This is a genomic window from Acinetobacter sp. UBA3132 (genome assembly GCF_002364825.1).
Taxonomy (GTDB): Bacteria; Pseudomonadota; Gammaproteobacteria; order Pseudomonadales; family Moraxellaceae; genus Acinetobacter; species Acinetobacter schindleri.
This window is the reverse complement of record NZ_DEZM01000233.1, coordinates 14,934-33,513: the sequence shown is the minus strand read 5'-3', so window position 1 is coordinate 33,513 and position 18,580 is coordinate 14,934. Positions and strand designations below refer to the sequence as shown.

The following is an 18,580-nucleotide window of genomic DNA, read 5'->3' as shown; positions in this document are numbered from 1 at the left end:
ATAAATATCTGCTGCATTAAATATGCCTGCGTGAATTCAAGAACTACTTCACACTTTCAAGGGAGATTGGATCACATTTCGCACAATTGTACGCTTTTTTGTATTATTTTTTATTAAAAAATATATTTTTTGTAACTTTTACATTGGTTTATTGCTTAAAAATTATTAACATTTAAATGATTCACTATCTTAAACAAATAATTAGGATTTCATTTTTATTAATTTATAATAAAAATTTACTATAAATCGACATCTCTTTATAGCTTTATTTACCTAGAAAATTAACGCTGCATCGAACCGTATTAGAGAGAAATCCCCCCTGTCCTAAAGCACTGCAATAATGAAAGTAGGGTGGCAATCTATTCAAAAGAGCTTGCTAGATTTTAGTTATATTCTACTAGCCAGGCATTCATTTCCGCTAGCTGCTGTTCATTGAGCTGCCCTACTGAGGCCTGCAACTGCAGCACATGAATCAGGTAATCATACTTAGCATTCAGATAATCAGTTTTGGCAGAAAAAGCATTACGCTGTGCCAGCAGCACATCCACCATAGCTTTCAGCCCTTCCTGATATTGTGCTCGGGATGCTTGGGAAACAATTTCTGCTGATTCCATTGCCGCCTTGCGGGCATTCAGCTTGGCTTCATCTGTTTCCACCTGTAGATAAGACTGTTTCACATCGGTATTGGCTCTACGCATCGCAGCATCCAGCTGGACATCGCTACGCTGCACCAGCACCCCTGCTTTTTGGATATTCTTGCTGGTACGGCCACCGCTAAACAGATTCCAGTTGACCTCTACTCCGACCTGATCAAAGTCTCCATTAGAAGATAAAACGGTTTCTGGCGTCTGTTTCAAATAACCATAAGTTGCCACTGCTTCAACTTGCGGATAGCGTGCTGCTTCTTCAACACGTTTGGCATCTTCGGAATAACGTTTTTGCAGACGAGCCTGTAGAATTTCCAGGTTCTGGCTTTGTGCCAGTTCGGTCCAGGACTGGATATTGGCTGGTAATGGTTTCTGGAACTGGAAATCATTGCGTAGGACCGCCAGATTATCCTGATAAGGACCAATTAACTGCGCCAGTTGCTCCTGTGCCAACACCAACTGTACTTGTGTGGCGATTCGGTTGGCTTGGGCACTTTGATATTGGGCATTGGCTTCGCTGACATCACTGCGTGCAACCAGACCTTCTTTGAGTTTGGCATTCATCATGCGCAACTGTTCAGCCAGCGCCTGCTCTTCCTGCAAATATGCACCAGTCAGGGATTGCTGACGCAGTACATTAAAATAAGCTTCCGCTACCTGCAAAATATGCTGCTGCTTCTGCAGACGCAAATTGACTTCACTCAGTTCTACTGAGGTTTTGACCTGCTTGTAGCCTTGCCAGGCATCCCAGCGAAACAAAGGTTGACGCGCAGTCACAGCAATCTGTCGGGTGGTTGTACTTGAACCCTGTAATTCCCCAAATTCCGCAGGCAAGCCTTGTGTTCCAGAATTATCAGTCGACTGGTTTTTTCGGGTCACATTTCCCGACAGGCTTACAGTTGGAAGTAAATTGCCGCTGGCAATTCCAAGATTCAGCTGGTCGGCTTCATATTGCAGTACATTGGCCTGCCAGTTTGGATCATTTTGTTTGGCACGTTCATACGCCTCAACCAAGTCCAGTGCCCATCCGGCAGAACTTGAACACAATAGGCTGGCACTAAGGATGAATTTTATCTTCATTTATAATGTGAATCCCTAACTGCTGTATCGTCATACATAACGAAATATAGCCAAATGCTTGAATCTTAAAGTGATACAAATATTACTTGTCTATTCCTAAACTTACGTATGATTTTTATTAATTTTTTTAATTCAAATAAGTGAACTTATCCTATATTGATTCACATTTTTGAATCGATGACAACAGCTTAACAAACAGCTTCACAATACTAAACAGTCTGTTGGCACAAGATGTATACAATAGGCGCATTCCCCGCTGTTATTCATTATTTGTATCAGAGCATAGAGTTATAGTGTCTACACGTTTTTCCTCAATTTTAGTTGCCAGCTGCCTTGCCCTGTTGCTGTTGCTGATGCTTGCCTGTCAGCAGCCCAAACAGCCGCAGGTCGAAATTGAGCCTGCTGAAACCAGTGTCAAGAAAAATACTGCAACTCAAGATTTTAGCCTAATGTGCCAGAATATTGAAAAACAGATGGCTGAAATTGATGACCAGCGCACGACTTTTGCGCTTGAGCAGATCAATCAGAATCTTAAAGTGTGTCTGCCACTGTTAGAGCATAAACAGCAAAAAAACCTGATGCGTCATGCCAATGCCATGTATAGCCGTTTCCTGAAAGTTGAAAGAACACCAGCCCAGCAACGTGCATTTGAACAATATGCGCTGGAAATGGCTCAACATCCGACCATTCAGCAAAGTCATTTTGTTGAACTGACTGCACGTGACCAGTACCTGCTTAAACATAAGGGACAAGCATATGTCGAAGTGGTGGAGCAAGGAGAACAGCAACTGACTTATCGTCGTAGTCCTGAATATTTGGCTCGTATCTTTGCACCTTATCTCCCGGCAGCAGAACGTGCTTTTATTGAAACTTTATCTCAGCAGAATCTTGAACCAGTATTCACGCAACAACGCTTAATGATTGAACCTGCTGAAATTGCTGCGCGTATTCTGGACTGGGAGGATTATCTCAAGCGTTTTCCGCAAAGCCCTTACCAAAAGGATGCTGAATATCTGCTACAGCAATATAATTATTTCCTGTTTCATGGCATGAATAGTGCGCCAATTTCCCAGGATTATCGGGATCGTTATGCCGTTGATCATAGCCATCTGGAAACCATTATCGGTCTGTCTAAAGGCAATGAAGGTGGCATCACTTCCAAGGCACAACGCTTTCTAGAATTTCTGGATATGAATGAAGAGCAGCGCAAACAGGTGCTTGACAGCGAATATCAGAACCGTTCAACCTGGGAACAGATTGCACATTATTCCGGAATTCAGATGCCAGCCCAAGACTATAAAAAAGACTGTTTCAGGGACGCCATCTGTTTATAACAGCCTTTTTCCCTGAAATCTTTACTGCATATTTCTGCTAGAAAGTAGCGAATCACGTCTACTTTTTATCCCCTAACTATTATATGATCGCCTGAGCTTGACGGAGCGCGAGTAATCACTCGCTGAGATCACCAAAATAGCCTTTTAGAGTGCAATTTGATGGTGAGTACCGTTGAACCTGATCAGGTTAAGACCTGCGTAGGAATCAAGCCTCTAAAAACTTAAAGCCCTCTTTCTATCTATAAGATAGATCCGCCTGCGTTTTTGGTCGTGCTTGATTCGTTGATGTCATTCTAAGGATCATTGCCATGAACCAATTAACGAATCTCTCCACTCCCGCAACCGATGCTCATCATGAGCAGGAAGCTCGAGATCTCACCCGTATTTTACCAGCTTCCCGCAAGGTCTATATTCAAGGTTCACGCCCTGATATTCAGGTGCCAATGCGTGAAATCTCACTGACAGATACGCCGACTGGCCTAGGCGGTGAAAAAAATCTACCTTTAATGGTGTATGACACGTCTGGTGCTTATACCGATCCTGCAATCACGATTGACCTGAACAAAGGTCTGCCGCATGTACGCGAAAGCTGGATTGAACAGCGTGGTGATAGCGAAGTACTAGAAGACTTGAGTTCCGAATTTGGTCGCCAGCGCCTACGCGATATTCGTACTGCCAATATCCGCTTTGCACATATTCAAAAACCCCGTCGTGCCAAACGCGGTCACAATGTCAGCCAGATGCACTATGCCAAGCAAGGCATTATTACACCGGAAATGGAATACATCGCCATCCGTGAAAATCTGCGCCAGCGTGAAGGTGTTGATATGCGCCAGCATGCCGGACAGAACTTTGGTGCGAAAAACCTGACTGAAATCACACCAGAATTCGTGCGTCAGGAAGTTGCAGCGGGTCGTGCCATTATTCCAGCCAATATCAACCACCCTGAATGCGAACCGATGATCATCGGGCGTAATTTCCTGGTCAAGATTAATGCCAACATCGGTAACTCGGCACTGGGTTCATCGATTGAAGAAGAAGTTTCAAAAATGACCTGGGCAACCCGCTGGGGTGCTGACACGATTATGGATTTGTCTACAGGTCAGAATATTCATGAAACCCGTGAATGGATTATCCGTAACTCCCCTGTGCCAATCGGTACTGTGCCAATTTATCAAGCGCTGGAAAAAGTGAATGGCGTAGCCGAAGACCTGACCTGGGAAATCTTTAAAGATACCCTGATTGAGCAGGCCGAACAGGGCGTGGATTACTTTACGATTCATGCTGGCGTGTTATTACGTTATGTCCCACTGACTGCGAACCGTCTGACCGGGATTGTATCCCGTGGTGGTTCAATCATGGCGCAGTGGTGTCTGGCCCATCATCAGGAAAACTTCCTGTACACGCACTTTGATGAAATCTGTGAAATCATGAAAGCCTATGATGTCTCATTCAGTCTGGGTGATGGTCTGCGTCCGGGCTGTATTCAGGATGCCAATGATGAAGCGCAATTCTCCGAGCTACGTACTTTAGGTGAACTGACCCATCGTGCCTGGGAACATGATGTACAGGTGATGATCGAAGGTCCAGGCCATGTGCCAATGCATATGATCAAGGAAAATATGGATCTGCAACTGGAAGTCTGCAAAGAAGCGCCTTTCTATACATTGGGACCACTGACCACCGATATCGCTCCGGGATACGACCATATTACTTCAGCCATTGGTGCCGCGATGATCGGCTGGTATGGCACCGCGATGCTATGTTATGTGACGCCAAAAGAACATTTGGGTCTGCCAAATAAAAAGGATGTGAAAGACGGTATCATCACCTACAAGATTGCCGCGCATGCAGCGGATCTGGCCAAAGGCCATCCGGGTGCACAGGCACGTGACAATGCCCTATCCAAAGCCCGTTTTGAGTTCCGTTGGGAAGACCAGTTTAACCTGAGTCTGGATCCGGATACGGCGCGCAGCATGCATGATGAGACCATGCCGAAAGAGGCACACAAGTCAGCGCATTTCTGTTCGATGTGTGGTCCGAAATTCTGTTCGATGAAGATCACCCAGAATGTGCGGGATTATGCGAATAATCAGAAAAATGCACAGCAGGCAGCAGAGCTCGATCCAGAGGTTGAAGCAGGTCTTAACAGCATGAAAACCAGCTTCATTGAAAGTGGTCGAAATTTATATCATAAAGTCTAATTCCCACTGAAAATCAGTTGTTTTTGCTAAAAACTCAGATAGGATGAAATAAATGTTTTCATCCTTTTCTGATTTATGAAGATTATTCAGCAAGCGTCCTATAACTATAATGATGTCGACCTGCAACAGCGCGAATATCTGTATCAAGGATTCGTGAAAGTCGAAAAAGTGCAGCTGAGTCATCGTCTTTTTGAGAGCAAGGAATATATTCCTCCGATTCAGCGTGAACTGATTGCGCGGCGTCCTGCAGCTGGGGTGCTGATTTATAATGACCAACAACAAAAATTTGCCTTGATCGAGCAGTTCCGTATTGGTGCACTAGATGATACCGATTCCCCATGGCAGTTAGAAATCATCGCCGGGGTTTTAGATGGTGATGAATCTCCAGAGCACTGCATCCGTCGTGAAGCACTGGAAGAATCTGGCTGTGAAATCCAGGAGTTGCAACATCTGTATAGTTTCTATCCTTCAGCGGGTGCCTGCTCTGAACTGTTCCACCTTTATGTGGCTCAGGCAGAACTGCCTGAACATGGCGGTGTACATGGCATGCCGGATGAAGGGGAAAATATCCAGCTGCATATTTTTGATTATGCCCACCTTCCAGAATTATTCCGTTATAACCGCCTCAAAAATGCGCCCGTCATTATGGCATTACAATGGTTACAGCAACATATCTCAACAGCCTATCCAAAGGAGTAGATCAGATGACACAGACCTCTACTCCTGCATCTGAAAAAGTCTGGACGCTCATCCAGATTTCAGACACGCATCTGATGGACCAGCCTGAGCTTGAATTTGCCCGCATGAATCCGGAGCAAAGCTTTTTAGAGGTCGTACACGACATTCAGCACCGTTTTCCGCATATTGATGCGGTGGTACATACCGGAGATCTGGCCCAGGTTGCAGCAGAATCTACCTATCAACGTTACTTACAATTTATGCAGGCCTGGAATGTGCCGCATTATCAGATTCCGGGTAATCATGATGATTATCTCGCTATTTTCCCTTTTTATAAAAATAGTGATGAAGCGCATGCGATTAGCTTTGGTTGCTGGACGTTAATTCTGCTCAACAGTGCTGTAAAAGGCCGGGTCGATGGCTGGGTAGAACAAAAACAGCTGGATCAGCTGGAACAGTTATTGCTTGAACATAGCAAGCAGTATGTGATCGTGGCCTGTCATCATCATCCTTTTGCGATGCAATCACACTGGATTGACCAGCATCGGCTGAAAAATTCAGAAGCATTGAAAGATGTGATTGCACGACATACCAATGTCAAAATGGTGCTATTTGGACATGTGCATCAGGATTCTGAAAATAAATGGCAGGGCGTACGCTATCTGTCTACCCCTTCAACCAGTGTACAGTTCAAACCCTTGAGCGAAAATTTTGCCTTAGACCAGGCACAGCCCGGCTATCGCGTATTACAATTAAAAGACAATGGTGAGTACCAGACTTACATTCAAAGGGTAGTTTTAAAGCAAGCTAAAATTAATACTGAAATTTCAGGTTATTAACTTTTCAATTTGTTTTTTTTGCTTTACTTTATTGCTCTTAAAGGAAACGTGATATCTACAATCCCGCCATCAAAGACTATCAAAACGCATAAAAAGTCTATATGATGACGACCCCCATAGGAGGATAATCCTTCTTCAGGGTGGATAAAAATTTGCATATCACCATGTTTTTTGCGTAGTTACCTACGCATATGATGAGGAATGCCCTAAATGGCGAATGACAACCAAAATCAAGTCTTAGATGAACAAACTGATGTGGTAGATGAAAAAGCTACAAAACGTGTGCGCAAATCTAAGCCAAAAACGACTGAAGGTGGTTCTACTGCTAGCTTATTTGGTATCGAACCTTATCAACCGAAAAAAAATGAAGAATACATGTCTGAAGGTCAGCTTGAGCACTTCCGCCAGATTCTGCTGGCTTGGAAAGCTGAGTTGATGACTGAAGTTGACCGTACGCTGAATACCATGCAAGACGAAAATACGGCACTTCCAGATGTAAACGACCGTGCAACACAAGAAGAAGAATTTGCGATTGAACTACGTACCCGTGATCGTGAACGTAAACTGATCCGCAAAATCGAACAGTCTATCGAAGCAATCAAAAATGATGACTACGGTTTCTGTGAAACTTGTGGTATCGAAATCGGTCTGCGTCGTTTAGAAGCTCGTCCAACTGCGACTTTATGTATTGACTGTAAGACTCTTGCTGAAATCAAAGAGAAGCAAAATAACGGTTAATCGTGACTGTTGAGAATTCCTCAGCCGAGCACAGCTCCCTTGCGGAGCATGCTCCTCATGCGCAGCGGCGAAACGATGTTTCGCTAACTCGCTACTCAGGTCGGTTCGCGCCATCGCCAACCGGCCCTTTACATTTTGGTTCCCTCATTACTGCAGTCGCCAGCTACTGCGATGCCCGTGCCCATCAGGGTCAATGGCTGGTTCGTATTGAAGACACCGATATTCCCCGCATTTATCCCGGTAGTGAAGATCATATTCTTCGTGCCATGGATGTCTTTGGTTTCGATCCCGATGCCGCAATCATTTTTCAAAAAGACCGCCTAGACATTTATGATGGTGTGATTGAACAGCTACGTCAGCAGGGTCTGGTCTATGCCTGCCAATGTACGCGCAAGATGCTCGGTTCCAATCATATCTATCAGGATACCTGCCGTGATTTAGGCTTAGCTTTCGAACATCAGGCGATTCGCTTAAAAGTTGAAGATGTCGAAATCTGTTTTGATGATCCGTTGCAAGGTCATCATTGCTCTAATCTTAAGCATGATCTGGGAGATTTTGTCCTGAAGCGCCGTGATGGCATCATTAACTATCAGCTGGCAGTCGTGGTGGATGATTACCTGCAAGGTATAACTCATGTGGTACGTGGCGCGGACCTGCTGGATAATACCGAACGTCAGATTTATCTAGGCCAATTGCTCGGCTACCCTCGTCTGCAGTATATGCACCTGCCACTCGCAATGAATGATCAGGGTCAGAAACTCTCTAAACAGAATCTGGCGCAAGCACTGGATTTAACTCAGGCGCCGCAATTATTAAAACAGGTACTTAAAGCTTTGCACCAGGCTGAAGTTGAACTGGATACTCCGGAAAAAATGCTGAAACAGGCAGTGGCACAATGGAATATCGAACGGATTCCACACACAACTGAGCTACAAGGCTACTATTTATAAAGGGCTGTTTTGGCTTAAGCTAAAGAAAAATTCAGGTGGAAGTCAGTCTATGTTTTTTATTTTTGGTGTTGGACCGAAAACCAAAGTCATTGAGAAAAGTCAGTTCTTATGTCCAGTGTGCCGAACCCGAGCCGGTTACGAATTGAGACAGCAGCGTAATTATTTTTCCTTATTCTTTATTCCCTTGATTCCCCTGTCGAAAGCCAAGGATGCTTTTGTGCGCTGTAATCACTGCGGTACGGTCATGCCAAGCACAGTTCTCGACCATGCCCAGCCTGACTCGAACCGTCAGTCTAATCTAGAAGCTTGATTCCTCACGGCTTGGATTACTTTCACGAGTTGTGGCATCAATCTTGAGAATCAGGCTGATCATCATGGCACACATAATCAGCGAAGAACCACCATAACTGATAAATGGCAGGGTCAAACCCTTGGTTGGCAGCATGCCCATGTTCATGCCTGCATTCACCAAAACCTGTAACAGGAAAATAATACTAATGCCATATGCCAGATAACCAGCACGCAGGTAATGGTTTTTCAGGGCACGATGACCAATGCGAATACAGCAGACAATCATGCTGAAAGACAGAATCAGAACGATCGCAATTCCCAGAAAACCGAATTCCTCACCCAGAATTGCCAGCATAAAATCGGTATGCGCTTCAGGTAGGTAAGACATTTTCTGAATACTGTGTCCCAGACCGACACCCGTCCATTCTCCACGACCAAAAGCCATGAGCGCATTGGATAGCTGATAACCCGTACCCAGCGGATCTTCCCAAGGATTCGAGAAAGACAGGAAACGCTGCAGACGATATGGCTCAAAAGCAATTGCAGCGATCAACGCGCCAATAATGACGCCGAAAGCCAGACCAAACTGGTTCCACGGCGCACCCGCCAGGAAGAACACTCCAAGCATGGTTAGCGTGATGACTACGGTTGCCCCCAAGTCCGGCTCAAGCATGACCAACAGGATGGTTGCCCCCATGATGATACTTAAGCGTCCCAAACCGGAAATCTTGTTACGTACCTCTTCAGCACGACGTACTACGTAGTCTGCGGTGAAGATTGCCATCATTACCTTCGCTACTTCGGAAGCCTGTAAGGTAAAGCCAGCAAGACGAATCCAGCGCTTGGAACCATTGACTTCAGTACCGACCAGCAATACTGCCAATAGCAGCAGAATGGTCACAAACCATAAAAAGAAAGTACTGTTAAACCAGCGATTTAAAGGAATCTTATAAGTAGCATAGGCGACTGCTGCCCCAGCCCCAATCGAGATGGCATGTCGGGTAATGTTGTGAAAGGCATTGCCATTAATTCGTTCTGCATACGGCATCGAGGCGGATGCCACCATAATCGAACCAATACATAGCAAAGCCAATACACAGAAAATCAGCACATTACGTGGATTAACTTCAGCGGGTAACTTGGGTAGCCACTGCTCGTAGATTTGAGTAATTTTATTGATCGCAGTCTGAGCAAACTCAGCCATATCACGAATCCTTGTTGTTCTTAATTAAGTGCGTTGACATACGCAACGAACTGACGGCCACGCTCAGGATAGCCTGAGAACATATCAAAACTTGCACATGCCGGAGACAATAGCACGACATCATGTGGCTGGGTATTGCTCTGGCAGATTTCTACTGCTTCCTGCAGGCTTTCCGCATGCACAAGTGTCGTGGTTCCTTCAATTGCTGCTTCAATGATTGGACGATCTACACCAATCAACACTGCTACCTTCGCGTATTTAGACAATGAATTACGTAAAGCAGTGAAGTCCTGACCTTTGCCCTCACCACCGAGAATGATTGCAACTTTCCCTCCTTGTGCTTCGATCGCCGCACCTAGACCGTCTAAAGCTGCCAGAGTCGCACCGATATTGGTACCTTTAGAGTCGTTATAATAACGCACACCATTGACTTCTTTGACAAATTCGCAGCGATGCTCCAGCCCTTTGAAGGTTTTTAGGGTTTTCAGCATACTATCTACTGGCAAGCCAATCGCTTCACCCAAAGCCAAACAGGCCAAAGCATTCGCGACATTGTGCGTGCCTTGAATATACATGTCAGAACTTTTCAATAAACGTTCGCGTCCACGCGCTAACCAGATCGTGCCATCCGTGTCACGTAACACGCCGTACTGATTTATATCAGGTGCATTTAAACCAAAGCTTTGCATTGGCGTTACATCCGGAACCAGTGGACGAGTCAGTGAATCATCGCGGTTATACACCACTTTTTTGACACCCTGGAAAATACGGTGTTTTGCTGTGTGGTAGCCCATCATGTCACCATGACGATCCAGATGGTCTTCGCTCATATTCAGCACGACTGCCACTTCAGCATTCAGATTCGACGTGGTTTCCAGCTGAAAACTTGAAAGCTCTAAAATATAAAGCTCAGGATCATCTTTGGTCAGATCCAGCGCAGGACGGCCAAGGTTGCCACCAACGGCCACTTTCTTACCTGCATCTGCGGCCATCAGGCCAATTAATGTGGTGACGGTACTTTTGGCATTTGAACCGGTAATCGCAACAATGGGTTTATCGGTAGAACGGCGCAGAATCTGGATTTCACTCACTACCGGAATACCTTTGGCAATCGCTGCCTGAATTTCAGGAAGTTTCGGATCAAGCCCCGGACTGATGACGATTTCTTCTGCTGAGAGCAATAATTCCTGGTCAAATTTACCAAAGCTGGTTTGTACTTCGGCAGGAATCTGGTCATGCCCCGGTGGATTTGCCCTGGAGTCTGTTACTGCAACGCGGTAGCCCTTGTCATGTAAGAAATTGACTGCTGCAACACCTGAAATTCCAAGTCCTGCAACGACCTTAAGTCCACCACGTTGTATTAACATTTTTGCCTCATGTTCTGGTCTAATTTGAAACTTTTGAAATGTTAGCACTTTGCCGTTTTGAATGCTTTTTCTGTTTCATCTTTCTGCAGATTTTTTTGTATATTGCATAAAAAAGCCATCATAAAAATGATGGCTTTTTCACTTTTAATTTTGCTGGAAAATTATTTCCATTTCACAGCTTGCTGAGCAGGCTTTTTCTCTGCTGGCTGCTCGGATGCCGGACAGGCACAATTGCCTCCACAACCGCTGGCCATCGCAGGTTTTAACCATTTCGCCAGCTTATGCCAGCCTTGGGCTTCACAAGCATTGGATAGCTTCAGGAAGACCGAGCGTGAAGTATTCGGAAATACCTTCTTAAATACCACCACTGCACTCCAAAGCACCAGTGCCGTCACAATCAGAATTTCAATCATCTCAATCTCCCCTTCACTGTGCTGTTTCAGTCAATATTAACCGAAATAGTGTGAAGCAATCTGATAAGTCAGGAATGACATGATATATGCCAGACCAAACAGATAAACTGTCATAAAGCCCACAGTTTTCCATGAACCTGTTTCACGTTTTACTGTTGCCAGAGTTGCCAGACAGTGTGGTGCATAGATAAACCAAACTAGTAACGATAAACCGGTTGCCAGTGTCCAGCCTAATTCACCGCCACCGCTAATCAAAGCTGCAAGCCCTTCAGACATCGCATCTTCATCAACTGCTGACAAGGCATAAACTGTACCCAGTGCGGCCACAACCACTTCACGAGCTGCCATTGCTGGAATCAGCGCAATACAGATCTGCCAGTTAAAGCCCAACGGTGCAAAGATCGGCTGGATAAAATGACCAATCATCCCTGCAAAGGAATAATCAATATCTGGTAACGTGGCACCTTCAGGCGGTTGCGGGAAGGTACACAGGAACCACAGCAGAATCGACAATGCGAAGATGATGCCACCCACACGCTTCAAGAAGATCTTGCCACGATCCAGCAGACCAATCCAGACGTTCTTGATATCTGGAAAACGATAACTTGGTAGTTCCATTAGCAGCATATGCTCTGATTTGTCTTTGCTGAAAAACTTCAACACAAACGAAACAATCAGCGCACTTAGAATGCCCGCCATATATAGAGCAAACAGAACCAGGCCTTGCAGGTTAAAAATACCCCAGACCGACTGTGATGGAATGAATGCAGCAATCAGCAATGCATATACCGGCAGACGAGCCGAACAGGTCATCAAGGGTGCTACAAAAATTGTGGTCAAACGGTCACGTGGATCACTGATGGTACGTGACGCCATGATGCCCGGAATTGCACAGGCAAAGCTTGACAACAATGGAATGAAGGCACGACCAGAAAGGCCGGCTTTGTACATCAATTTATCCAGCAGGAATGCAGCACGTGGCAGATAACCGGATTCTTCCAATACCAAGATAAAGAAGAACAGGATCAGAATCTGTGGCAGGAACACCACAACGCCGCCGGCACCGGCAATAATCCCATCTACGAGCAGACTATTCAGCAAAGGATGGGCAATGTTGTCTCCGACTACCTCACCGAGCCAGCCGAAGAAGGTTTCAATCCCATCCATGAAGGGTGCCGCCCAGGCAAATACCGCCTGGAAGATCACGAACATCATCACCGCTAGGCTAAGCAGACCGAGTACCGGATGCAGGAAAATTTTATCCAGAAAATCGGTGCGCTTGTCTTCCTGATCTACAAAGTTCACCACATCTTTCAGGATGCTTTCAACTTTGTGATGACTGTCACCGCTTAAGCCAGTCATTTCAATCTCTGGAATAGCATATTTTCCCTGATCCAGTGCATTCATCAGGTTTTCAACACCTGACTTGCGCACCGCAACCGTTTCAGCAACGGGTACACCTAAACGCTCGGACAATTTCTGGGTATTGATCTGCATCCCACGACGGCGTGCTTCGTCCATCATGTTCAGAACGAGTAACACTGGACGGCCGAGCTGGATCATTTCCAGAACCAGACCGAGATGCAGTTTCAGATTGGTGGCATCGACCACACACAGGAATGCATCCTGCTGTTCTTCATCTGCAATTTTGCCCTGTACAACATCACGGGTAATCGCTTCATCCGGACTGGTAGCATCCAGACTATAAGTCCCCGGTAAATCCAGTACACGCACAGCCTTGCCCGATGGCAAAGTAAAGTGACCGACTTTACGTTCTACTGTCACTCCGGCATAGTTGCCGACCTTTTGACGCGTACCTGTTAAATGGTTGAATAATGAGGTTTTACCACAGTTAGGGTTACCGACAAGGGCAATACTTAAGGCATCACTCATGCCGACACTCCAGCTTCAATTTCAATTTTGGCTGCCTCTGACTTACGCAGGGCAAAACGGGTAAAACCGACCTGAATTAAAATCGGATCCCCACCAAAAATACCTTTGGTAATGACCTGCACTTCTGTGCCAGGCACAAAACCCAACGTTTCCAGGCGACTCGCCACGACATCGTGTTGAGCGCCCTCGCCATCAGTAGTTCGATTAACCTTTCGAATGATAGCTGTTTGCTTCACTTTCAAATCCGACAAACGCACCGCGAAAATTCCTAAACTATTTTGTACAGTATACAAACAAATGAGAATAATTAACAAATAAGATTAATTACAAACCGATTTAGCTTATATCACATCGACACTGTAATAAAATTAAACTACATTGGAGAATATCAATACTCATTATCGCTTTTTTAGATCAGATTCTTTCATCCTATGTTGAATAAAAAACCCCGTATTCCCGCTCCTGTCCAGATTCCGGAAAATGCCCAGTTTCTGCACGGTTATCGTGACTATCTGATTGCACAAACCGTAAGTCCTCATACGCGGAATGCCTATTTATCTGATTTAATTCAATGCAATAGTTGCCTAACTAAAGCCTTACCAGAATGGAATCATGATGATGTCTCGGATGTATTGATTGAGCTGACCAAACAGCAAAAAAGTCCACGTTCAATTGCACGCTGTTTGTCCGCCCTGCGCTCATTTTATAAATTCTTGCGTGAACAAAAGCTGAGAAATGACAATCCGGTTGCTGCACACAAGACACCAAAACTGGGACGTGCCCTGCCCAAAGATCTTTCTGAAGCCGATGTTGAAGCACTAATCAATGCACCGGATATCAATACTGCCTTAGGTTTACGTGACCGGGCGATGCTGGAAGTGCTCTATGCCTGTGGATTACGTGTGACAGAACTACTCAACCTGCGACTGGAACTGATTAACCTAAAACAGGGCTATCTGCGTATCGTAGGTAAAGGCAACAAAGAACGATTAGTACCCATGGGGCAGGTCGCCTGCGAATGGATCGAGAAATATCTGAATGAAGCACGTCCGCAATTGTACAAGACAGCAACCGACTATCTGTTCCTGACCCAGCATGGTGGCATCATGAGCCGACAGAATTTCTGGTATGCGATCAAGCGTTACGCACTACAGGCCGGTGTCCAGGCAGAGCTTTCCCCCCATACCTTGCGTCATGCCTTTGCCACCCACCTGTTGAATCATGGTGCAGATCTACGTGTCGTGCAGATGCTGTTGGGACATAGTGACCTGTCGACCACCCAAATTTATACCCACGTGGCACAAGTGCGTATGCAACAGCTGCATGCGTCACATCATCCACGGGCCTGAACCTGAACTGACAACGTGTACAGAGAAGTTCAACCTGCAAACTATTTTTTTGTTATGCTAGGCATCTATTTTTATCTAAGAACAAAAAGGGTTATCCATGACATTTGCCCGCTCCAGTCTGTTTATCGCATGTATGCTTGCTGCAGGTTTCAGTCTTACTGCTTGCTCCAACTCTAATCAAAACGATAAAAAGTCAGATACTTTAACTGCAAGTGCACCAGCGACGGGTGAAGCGTCTACCGTATCAGAACGTAATGCTCAGCAACGTCTGATTTCAACCCTGGAAGGTCACTTCAAAAAGGCTGGTATTAAGGCAAAAATCACTGGCGTTAAAACCACTGAAGTACCCAATCTGTTCTGGGTTAGCTTGGAAGGCATGTCGTCTGTCTATGCGACCAGTGATGGTAAATATATCATTCAGGGTGATGTGATCCGCCTGGGTGACAAACAGCTGCATAATGTCAGCGAAACCCTGCAATCCGATGTGAACAAGAAAATCTTTGCAGCACTAAAAGCAGAAGACCTGTTGATTTACCCTGCCAAAGGCAACAAAGCCAAGCATGTTATCTATGTCTTTACCGATGTTAGCTGCCCGTACTGCCATAAATTCCACGAACAGATGGATGAAATGAACAATAAAGGCATTGAGGTACGTTATATCGCATGGCCACGTGGTGAGCAGCATATGCCAGCCATGGAAGCAATCTGGTGTAGTGCCGACCGTCGTGCTGCCTTTGATACCGCTATTGCCGGTGGATCAATTATACCAGCAACCTGTCAAAATCCTGTGAAAGATCAATATCAAATGGGTCTAAATATCGGTGTGAACGGTACCCCGGGTGTCTATAGTTCAGAGGGTGTTTACCTGGGCGGATACATGTCGACCGCTGAACTTTTGGACCGTCTTAAATAACTCATTTTAATAAGTTATTTTACTTTATGTTATACATAAAGATATTCTGAGATCACCCTAGAGTCAGCGCGTTTTTTTAGCTATGATCTAGGCTCTCGTAAAAAACTGTTTATATTTGGAGTGTGACGTGAAACCAGTTCGTCTGGCAATCCTCGGTCTTGGTACTGTGGGTGGTGGTGCCCTTAAACTATTAAAACAAAATGCTGCTGAGATTAAACGTCGCACCGGTCGTGAAATTCAAATTACTTATGTGGGTACCCGTCGTCCGCGTCCTGACCTGGAACTCGATGACAGCATCAAGCAAAGTGCTGACCTGCTAGAGATCGTACGTCAGCCAGATGTTGATGTTGTGGTTGAAGTGATGGGTGGTATTCATCCTGCCTATGAAGTCATTAAAGAAGCCATCCTGCATGGCAAACAGGTTGTGACTGCGAACAAGGCTTTGCTCGCTGAACACGGTAATGAACTGTTCAAACTTGCTGATGACAACGCTGTGCAAATTGCTTACGAGGCAGCGGTGGCAGGTGGCATCCCGATTATTAAAGTCATGCGTGAAGGCTTGGCTGCCAACAAAATTGATTGGCTGGCGGGCATCATTAACGGTACAGGTAACTTTATCCTGACTGAAATGCGTGACAAAGGCCGTGCCTTTGAAGATGTACTGAAAGAAGCGCAAGAACTGGGTTATGCTGAAGCAGATCCAACCTTTGACGTTGAAGGTATTGATGCCGCACATAAACTAACCTTACTTGCATCGATTGCATTTGGTATCCCGCTGCAATTTGATAAAGTCTTCACCGAAGGCATCAGCAAAATCACGGCTCAAGATGTAAAATATGCTGAAGACTTAGGTTTCCGTATTAAACACCTTGGTATTGCTCGTCGTACAGAAACAGGGATTGAACTTCGTGTTCACCCGACCCTGATTCCTGAGGAGCAACTGATCGCCAATGTAAATGGCGTGAAAAATGCAGTCCTGGTACAAGCCAATGCAGTTGGCCCTACACTGTACTATGGTGCTGGTGCTGGTGCTGGTCCTACAGCATCTGCTGTAGTCGCTGACGTGGTGGATATCGTGCGTGACATTTCTTACACTGAAGATGGCGCAGGTACCATTCCACAACTGGCTTTTGAAAGCTTAAGCGACTTGCCAATTCTTCCTCGTGAAGAAATGACCACAGGCTACTACATCCGTATTAACGCTGAAGATCAAACCGGCGTTCTTGCAGAAGTGACCTCTATTCTGAGCCGTAACGGCATTAGTATTGATGCCATCATGCAGCAGTCTCGCTTAAAAGACCTTATTCCTATCGTGATCCTGACTGATCCAGTCAAGGAAGCGAAAATGGATGAAGCGTTAAAGCAAATTCAAGCTCTTCCTGTCATTCATGGCGAAATTGTGCGAATTCGTTTAGAATCGCTTGATAATTAATCGGGTTGAGGGGTTTACGCTCCTCACCAAGCTCTACACACAATTGGAACATCATCATGTCGAATGCCAATCGTTATACTGGTTTAGTTGACCGCTATCGCGACCGTTTACCAGTGTCTGCAACTACCCCTGCTGTTTCTCTAGGCGAAGGTAATACACCACTGATTAAGCTTGCGAATATTCCGCGCATTATTGGCAAAAATGTTGAAATTTATGTGAAGTACGAGGGCTTAAACCCGACTGGTTCATTTAAAGACCGTGGTATGACCATGGCGGTGACCAAAGCCGCTGAAGAAGGCTCAAAAGCGATTATCTGTGCCTCTACAGGTAACACCTCTGCTGCTGCTGCTGCCTATGCTGCACGTGCAGGCATGAAAGCGTTTGTGTTAATTCCTGAAGGCAAAATTGCCATGGGTAAAATGGCACAAGCGATGATGTATGGCGCAATCACCATGCAAATCCGCGGTAACTTCGATGACGGTATGCGTCTGGTGAAAGAAATTGCGGATAAAGCTCCGGTGACGATCGTGAACTCAATCAATCCATACCGTTTGCAAGGTCAAAAAACCATTGCTTACGAAATCGTAGATGAGCTTGGCCGTGCACCTGACTACCACTGCCTACCTGTCGGTAACGCAGGTAACATCACTGCACACTGGATGGGTTATACCGAAGCCGTTGCCAACCAACCTGCTGATCAGTTTGAGCAAGTGGTTTATGACCCTGCAACTGATGCGTTCACCGGTCCTAAACCTGAAGGCCTTCCGACAATGGTCGGTTACCAGGCGGCTGGTGCTGCACCGTTCCTACGTGGTGCGCCAGTAGAAAACCCTGAAACTGTGGCAACTGCAATCCGTATTGGTAATCCACAAAGCTGGAACCATGCCAAAGCTGTGGTTCGTGATTCTCAAGGTTGGTTCGACGAACTGACTGATGCTGAAATTCTTGAAGCACAACGTCTACTTTCCATGTACGAAGGTGTATTCGTAGAACCTGCTTCTGCAGCGTCTATCGGCGGTGCAATTCGTGACATCAAAGCTGGCAAGATTGCTGAAGGCTCAGTAATTGTTTGTACTGTGACAGGTAACGGTCTGAAAGATCCCGATACTGCAATCAAACAATGTTCTGATGCAGTAATGCTGTCGATCGATGCAACATTGGATCAAGTACGCGATTCTATACTGTCTAATATGTAAGAGACAGAATCAAAAAGCCCTGCATCTGCAGGGCTTTTTTATGACTTAAATA

17 protein-coding genes and 1 riboswitch are annotated in these 18,580 nt (G+C 45.5%); of the genes, 11 read left to right on the top strand and 6 right to left on the bottom strand.

Annotation, left to right across the window (positions count from 1 at the left end; translation table 11 throughout):
• Positions 1-383 precede the first annotated feature (383 nt).
• Positions 384-1,727, bottom strand: a complete 1,344-nt coding sequence (locus tag B4033_RS13150) for a TolC family outer membrane protein (protein WP_286834585.1) — start codon at positions 1,725-1,727, stop codon at positions 384-386.
• 293 nt (positions 1,728-2,020) lie between these two features.
• On the opposite strand from B4033_RS13150, the gene B4033_RS13145 reads away from it, so the two are divergent.
• The 7 genes from B4033_RS13145 to B4033_RS13115 all read left to right on the top strand — a co-directional run bounded on the left by B4033_RS13145 (position 2,021) and on the right by B4033_RS13115 (position 8,780).
• Positions 2,021-3,061, top strand: coding sequence for a hypothetical protein (locus B4033_RS13145; protein ID WP_048881739.1), 1,041 nt, complete (start codon positions 2,021-2,023; stop codon positions 3,059-3,061).
• 91 nt (positions 3,062-3,152) lie between these two features.
• Positions 3,153-3,283, top strand: a riboswitch (TPP riboswitch).
• 86 nt (positions 3,284-3,369) lie between these two features.
• Positions 3,370-5,265, top strand: coding sequence for a phosphomethylpyrimidine synthase ThiC (gene thiC, locus B4033_RS13140; RefSeq protein WP_004810108.1), 1,896 nt, complete (start codon positions 3,370-3,372; stop codon positions 5,263-5,265).
• Between the two features lie 75 nt (positions 5,266-5,340).
• Positions 5,341-5,964, top strand: a complete 624-nt coding sequence (locus tag B4033_RS13135) for an NUDIX domain-containing protein (protein ID WP_004896367.1) — start codon at positions 5,341-5,343, stop codon at positions 5,962-5,964.
• Positions 5,965-5,969: 5 nt separating this feature from the next.
• Complete coding sequence (gene cpdA / locus B4033_RS13130) at positions 5,970-6,782, top strand: 3',5'-cyclic-AMP phosphodiesterase (RefSeq protein WP_103799976.1); 813 nt, start codon at positions 5,970-5,972, stop codon at positions 6,780-6,782.
• A 210-nt stretch (positions 6,783-6,992) separates the two neighbouring features.
• A complete protein-coding gene (dksA, locus tag B4033_RS13125) occupies positions 6,993-7,520 on the top strand; it encodes an RNA polymerase-binding protein DksA (protein WP_004810113.1) in 528 nt (175 codons plus the stop codon).
• 2 nt (positions 7,521-7,522) lie between these two features.
• Complete coding sequence (gluQRS, locus tag B4033_RS13120) at positions 7,523-8,470, top strand: tRNA glutamyl-Q(34) synthetase GluQRS (RefSeq protein ID WP_103799975.1); 948 nt, start codon at positions 7,523-7,525, stop codon at positions 8,468-8,470.
• A gap of 49 nt (positions 8,471-8,519) precedes the next feature.
• Positions 8,520-8,780: a zinc ribbon domain-containing protein gene (locus tag B4033_RS13115; protein WP_004896373.1), complete on the top strand. Its 261-nt coding sequence runs from the start codon at positions 8,520-8,522 to the stop codon at positions 8,778-8,780.
• On the opposite strand, the gene ftsW is transcribed toward B4033_RS13115, so the two are convergent.
• From ftsW to B4033_RS13090, 5 genes are all read right to left on the bottom strand, one after another.
• Positions 8,769-9,965 carry a putative lipid II flippase FtsW gene (ftsW, locus tag B4033_RS13110; protein ID WP_286834582.1) on the bottom strand — a complete coding sequence of 399 codons (1,197 nt, stop codon included), beginning with the start codon at positions 9,963-9,965 and terminating at the stop codon, positions 8,769-8,771. The two genes, B4033_RS13115 and ftsW, sit on opposite strands and share 12 nt — an antisense overlap.
• Before the next feature lie 20 nt (positions 9,966-9,985).
• Positions 9,986-11,332 (bottom strand): UDP-N-acetylmuramoyl-L-alanine--D-glutamate ligase, encoded by a 1,347-nt coding sequence (gene murD, locus B4033_RS13105; RefSeq protein WP_286834581.1) that lies wholly within the window; start codon positions 11,330-11,332, stop codon positions 9,986-9,988.
• Positions 11,333-11,493: 161 nt separating this feature from the next.
• Positions 11,494-11,745: a DUF6587 family protein gene (locus B4033_RS13100; protein WP_004896377.1), complete on the bottom strand. Its 252-nt coding sequence runs from the start codon at positions 11,743-11,745 to the stop codon at positions 11,494-11,496.
• Between the two features lie 36 nt (positions 11,746-11,781).
• Positions 11,782-13,638 (bottom strand): ferrous iron transporter B, encoded by a 1,857-nt coding sequence (gene feoB / locus B4033_RS13095; RefSeq protein WP_286834580.1) that lies wholly within the window; start codon positions 13,636-13,638, stop codon positions 11,782-11,784.
• The gene (locus B4033_RS13090; RefSeq protein ID WP_004810128.1) at positions 13,635-13,895 is read right to left on the bottom strand and encodes a FeoA family protein; all 261 of its coding nucleotides are present in this window, start codon (positions 13,893-13,895) and stop codon (positions 13,635-13,637) included. The genes feoB and B4033_RS13090 overlap by 4 nt, the downstream gene beginning before the upstream one ends.
• 174 nt (positions 13,896-14,069) lie before the next feature.
• Here B4033_RS13090 and xerD point away from each other — a divergent pair, with 174 nt between their 5' ends.
• The 4 genes from xerD to thrC all read left to right on the top strand — a co-directional run bounded on the left by xerD (position 14,070) and on the right by thrC (position 18,528).
• Positions 14,070-14,987 (top strand): site-specific tyrosine recombinase XerD, encoded by a 918-nt coding sequence (gene xerD, locus B4033_RS13085; RefSeq protein ID WP_004896382.1) that lies wholly within the window; start codon positions 14,070-14,072, stop codon positions 14,985-14,987.
• Between the two features lie 97 nt (positions 14,988-15,084).
• Positions 15,085-15,900, top strand: a complete 816-nt coding sequence (locus tag B4033_RS13080) for a DsbC family protein (protein ID WP_273798365.1) — start codon at positions 15,085-15,087, stop codon at positions 15,898-15,900.
• 127 nt (positions 15,901-16,027) lie between these two features.
• A complete protein-coding gene (locus B4033_RS13075; protein WP_004810134.1) occupies positions 16,028-17,332 on the top strand; it encodes a homoserine dehydrogenase in 1,305 nt (434 codons plus the stop codon).
• 56 nt (positions 17,333-17,388) lie between these two features.
• The gene (gene thrC / locus B4033_RS13070; protein ID WP_004810136.1) at positions 17,389-18,528 is read left to right on the top strand and encodes a threonine synthase; all 1,140 of its coding nucleotides are present in this window, start codon (positions 17,389-17,391) and stop codon (positions 18,526-18,528) included.
• The last annotated feature ends 52 nt before the right edge of the window (positions 18,529-18,580 follow it).

Excerpts from the sequence above, each read along its gene's own strand:
- B4033_RS13150 (WP_286834585.1), bottom strand. The coding sequence starts at position 1,727 with ATGAAGATAAAATTCATCCTTAGTGCCAGCCTATTGTGTTCAAGTTCT.
- thiC (WP_004810108.1), top strand. The coding sequence starts at position 3,370 with ATGAACCAATTAACGAATCTCTCCACTCCCGCAACCGATGCTCATCAT.
- B4033_RS13135 (WP_004896367.1), top strand. The coding sequence starts at position 5,341 with ATGAAGATTATTCAGCAAGCGTCCTATAACTATAATGATGTCGACCTG.
- cpdA (WP_103799976.1), top strand. The coding sequence starts at position 5,970 with ATGACACAGACCTCTACTCCTGCATCTGAAAAAGTCTGGACGCTCATC.
- dksA (WP_004810113.1), top strand. The coding sequence starts at position 6,993 with ATGGCGAATGACAACCAAAATCAAGTCTTAGATGAACAAACTGATGTG.
- B4033_RS13115 (WP_004896373.1), top strand. The coding sequence starts at position 8,520 with ATGTTTTTTATTTTTGGTGTTGGACCGAAAACCAAAGTCATTGAGAAA.
- ftsW (WP_286834582.1), bottom strand. The coding sequence starts at position 9,965 with ATGGCTGAGTTTGCTCAGACTGCGATCAATAAAATTACTCAAATCTAC.
- murD (WP_286834581.1), bottom strand. The coding sequence starts at position 11,332 with ATGTTAATACAACGTGGTGGACTTAAGGTCGTTGCAGGACTTGGAATT.
- B4033_RS13100 (WP_004896377.1), bottom strand. The coding sequence starts at position 11,745 with ATGATTGAAATTCTGATTGTGACGGCACTGGTGCTTTGGAGTGCAGTG.
- feoB (WP_286834580.1), bottom strand. The coding sequence starts at position 13,638 with ATGAGTGATGCCTTAAGTATTGCCCTTGTCGGTAACCCTAACTGTGGT.
- xerD (WP_004896382.1), top strand. The coding sequence starts at position 14,070 with ATGTTGAATAAAAAACCCCGTATTCCCGCTCCTGTCCAGATTCCGGAA.
- B4033_RS13080 (WP_273798365.1), top strand. The coding sequence starts at position 15,085 with ATGACATTTGCCCGCTCCAGTCTGTTTATCGCATGTATGCTTGCTGCA.
- thrC (WP_004810136.1), top strand. The coding sequence starts at position 17,389 with ATGTCGAATGCCAATCGTTATACTGGTTTAGTTGACCGCTATCGCGAC.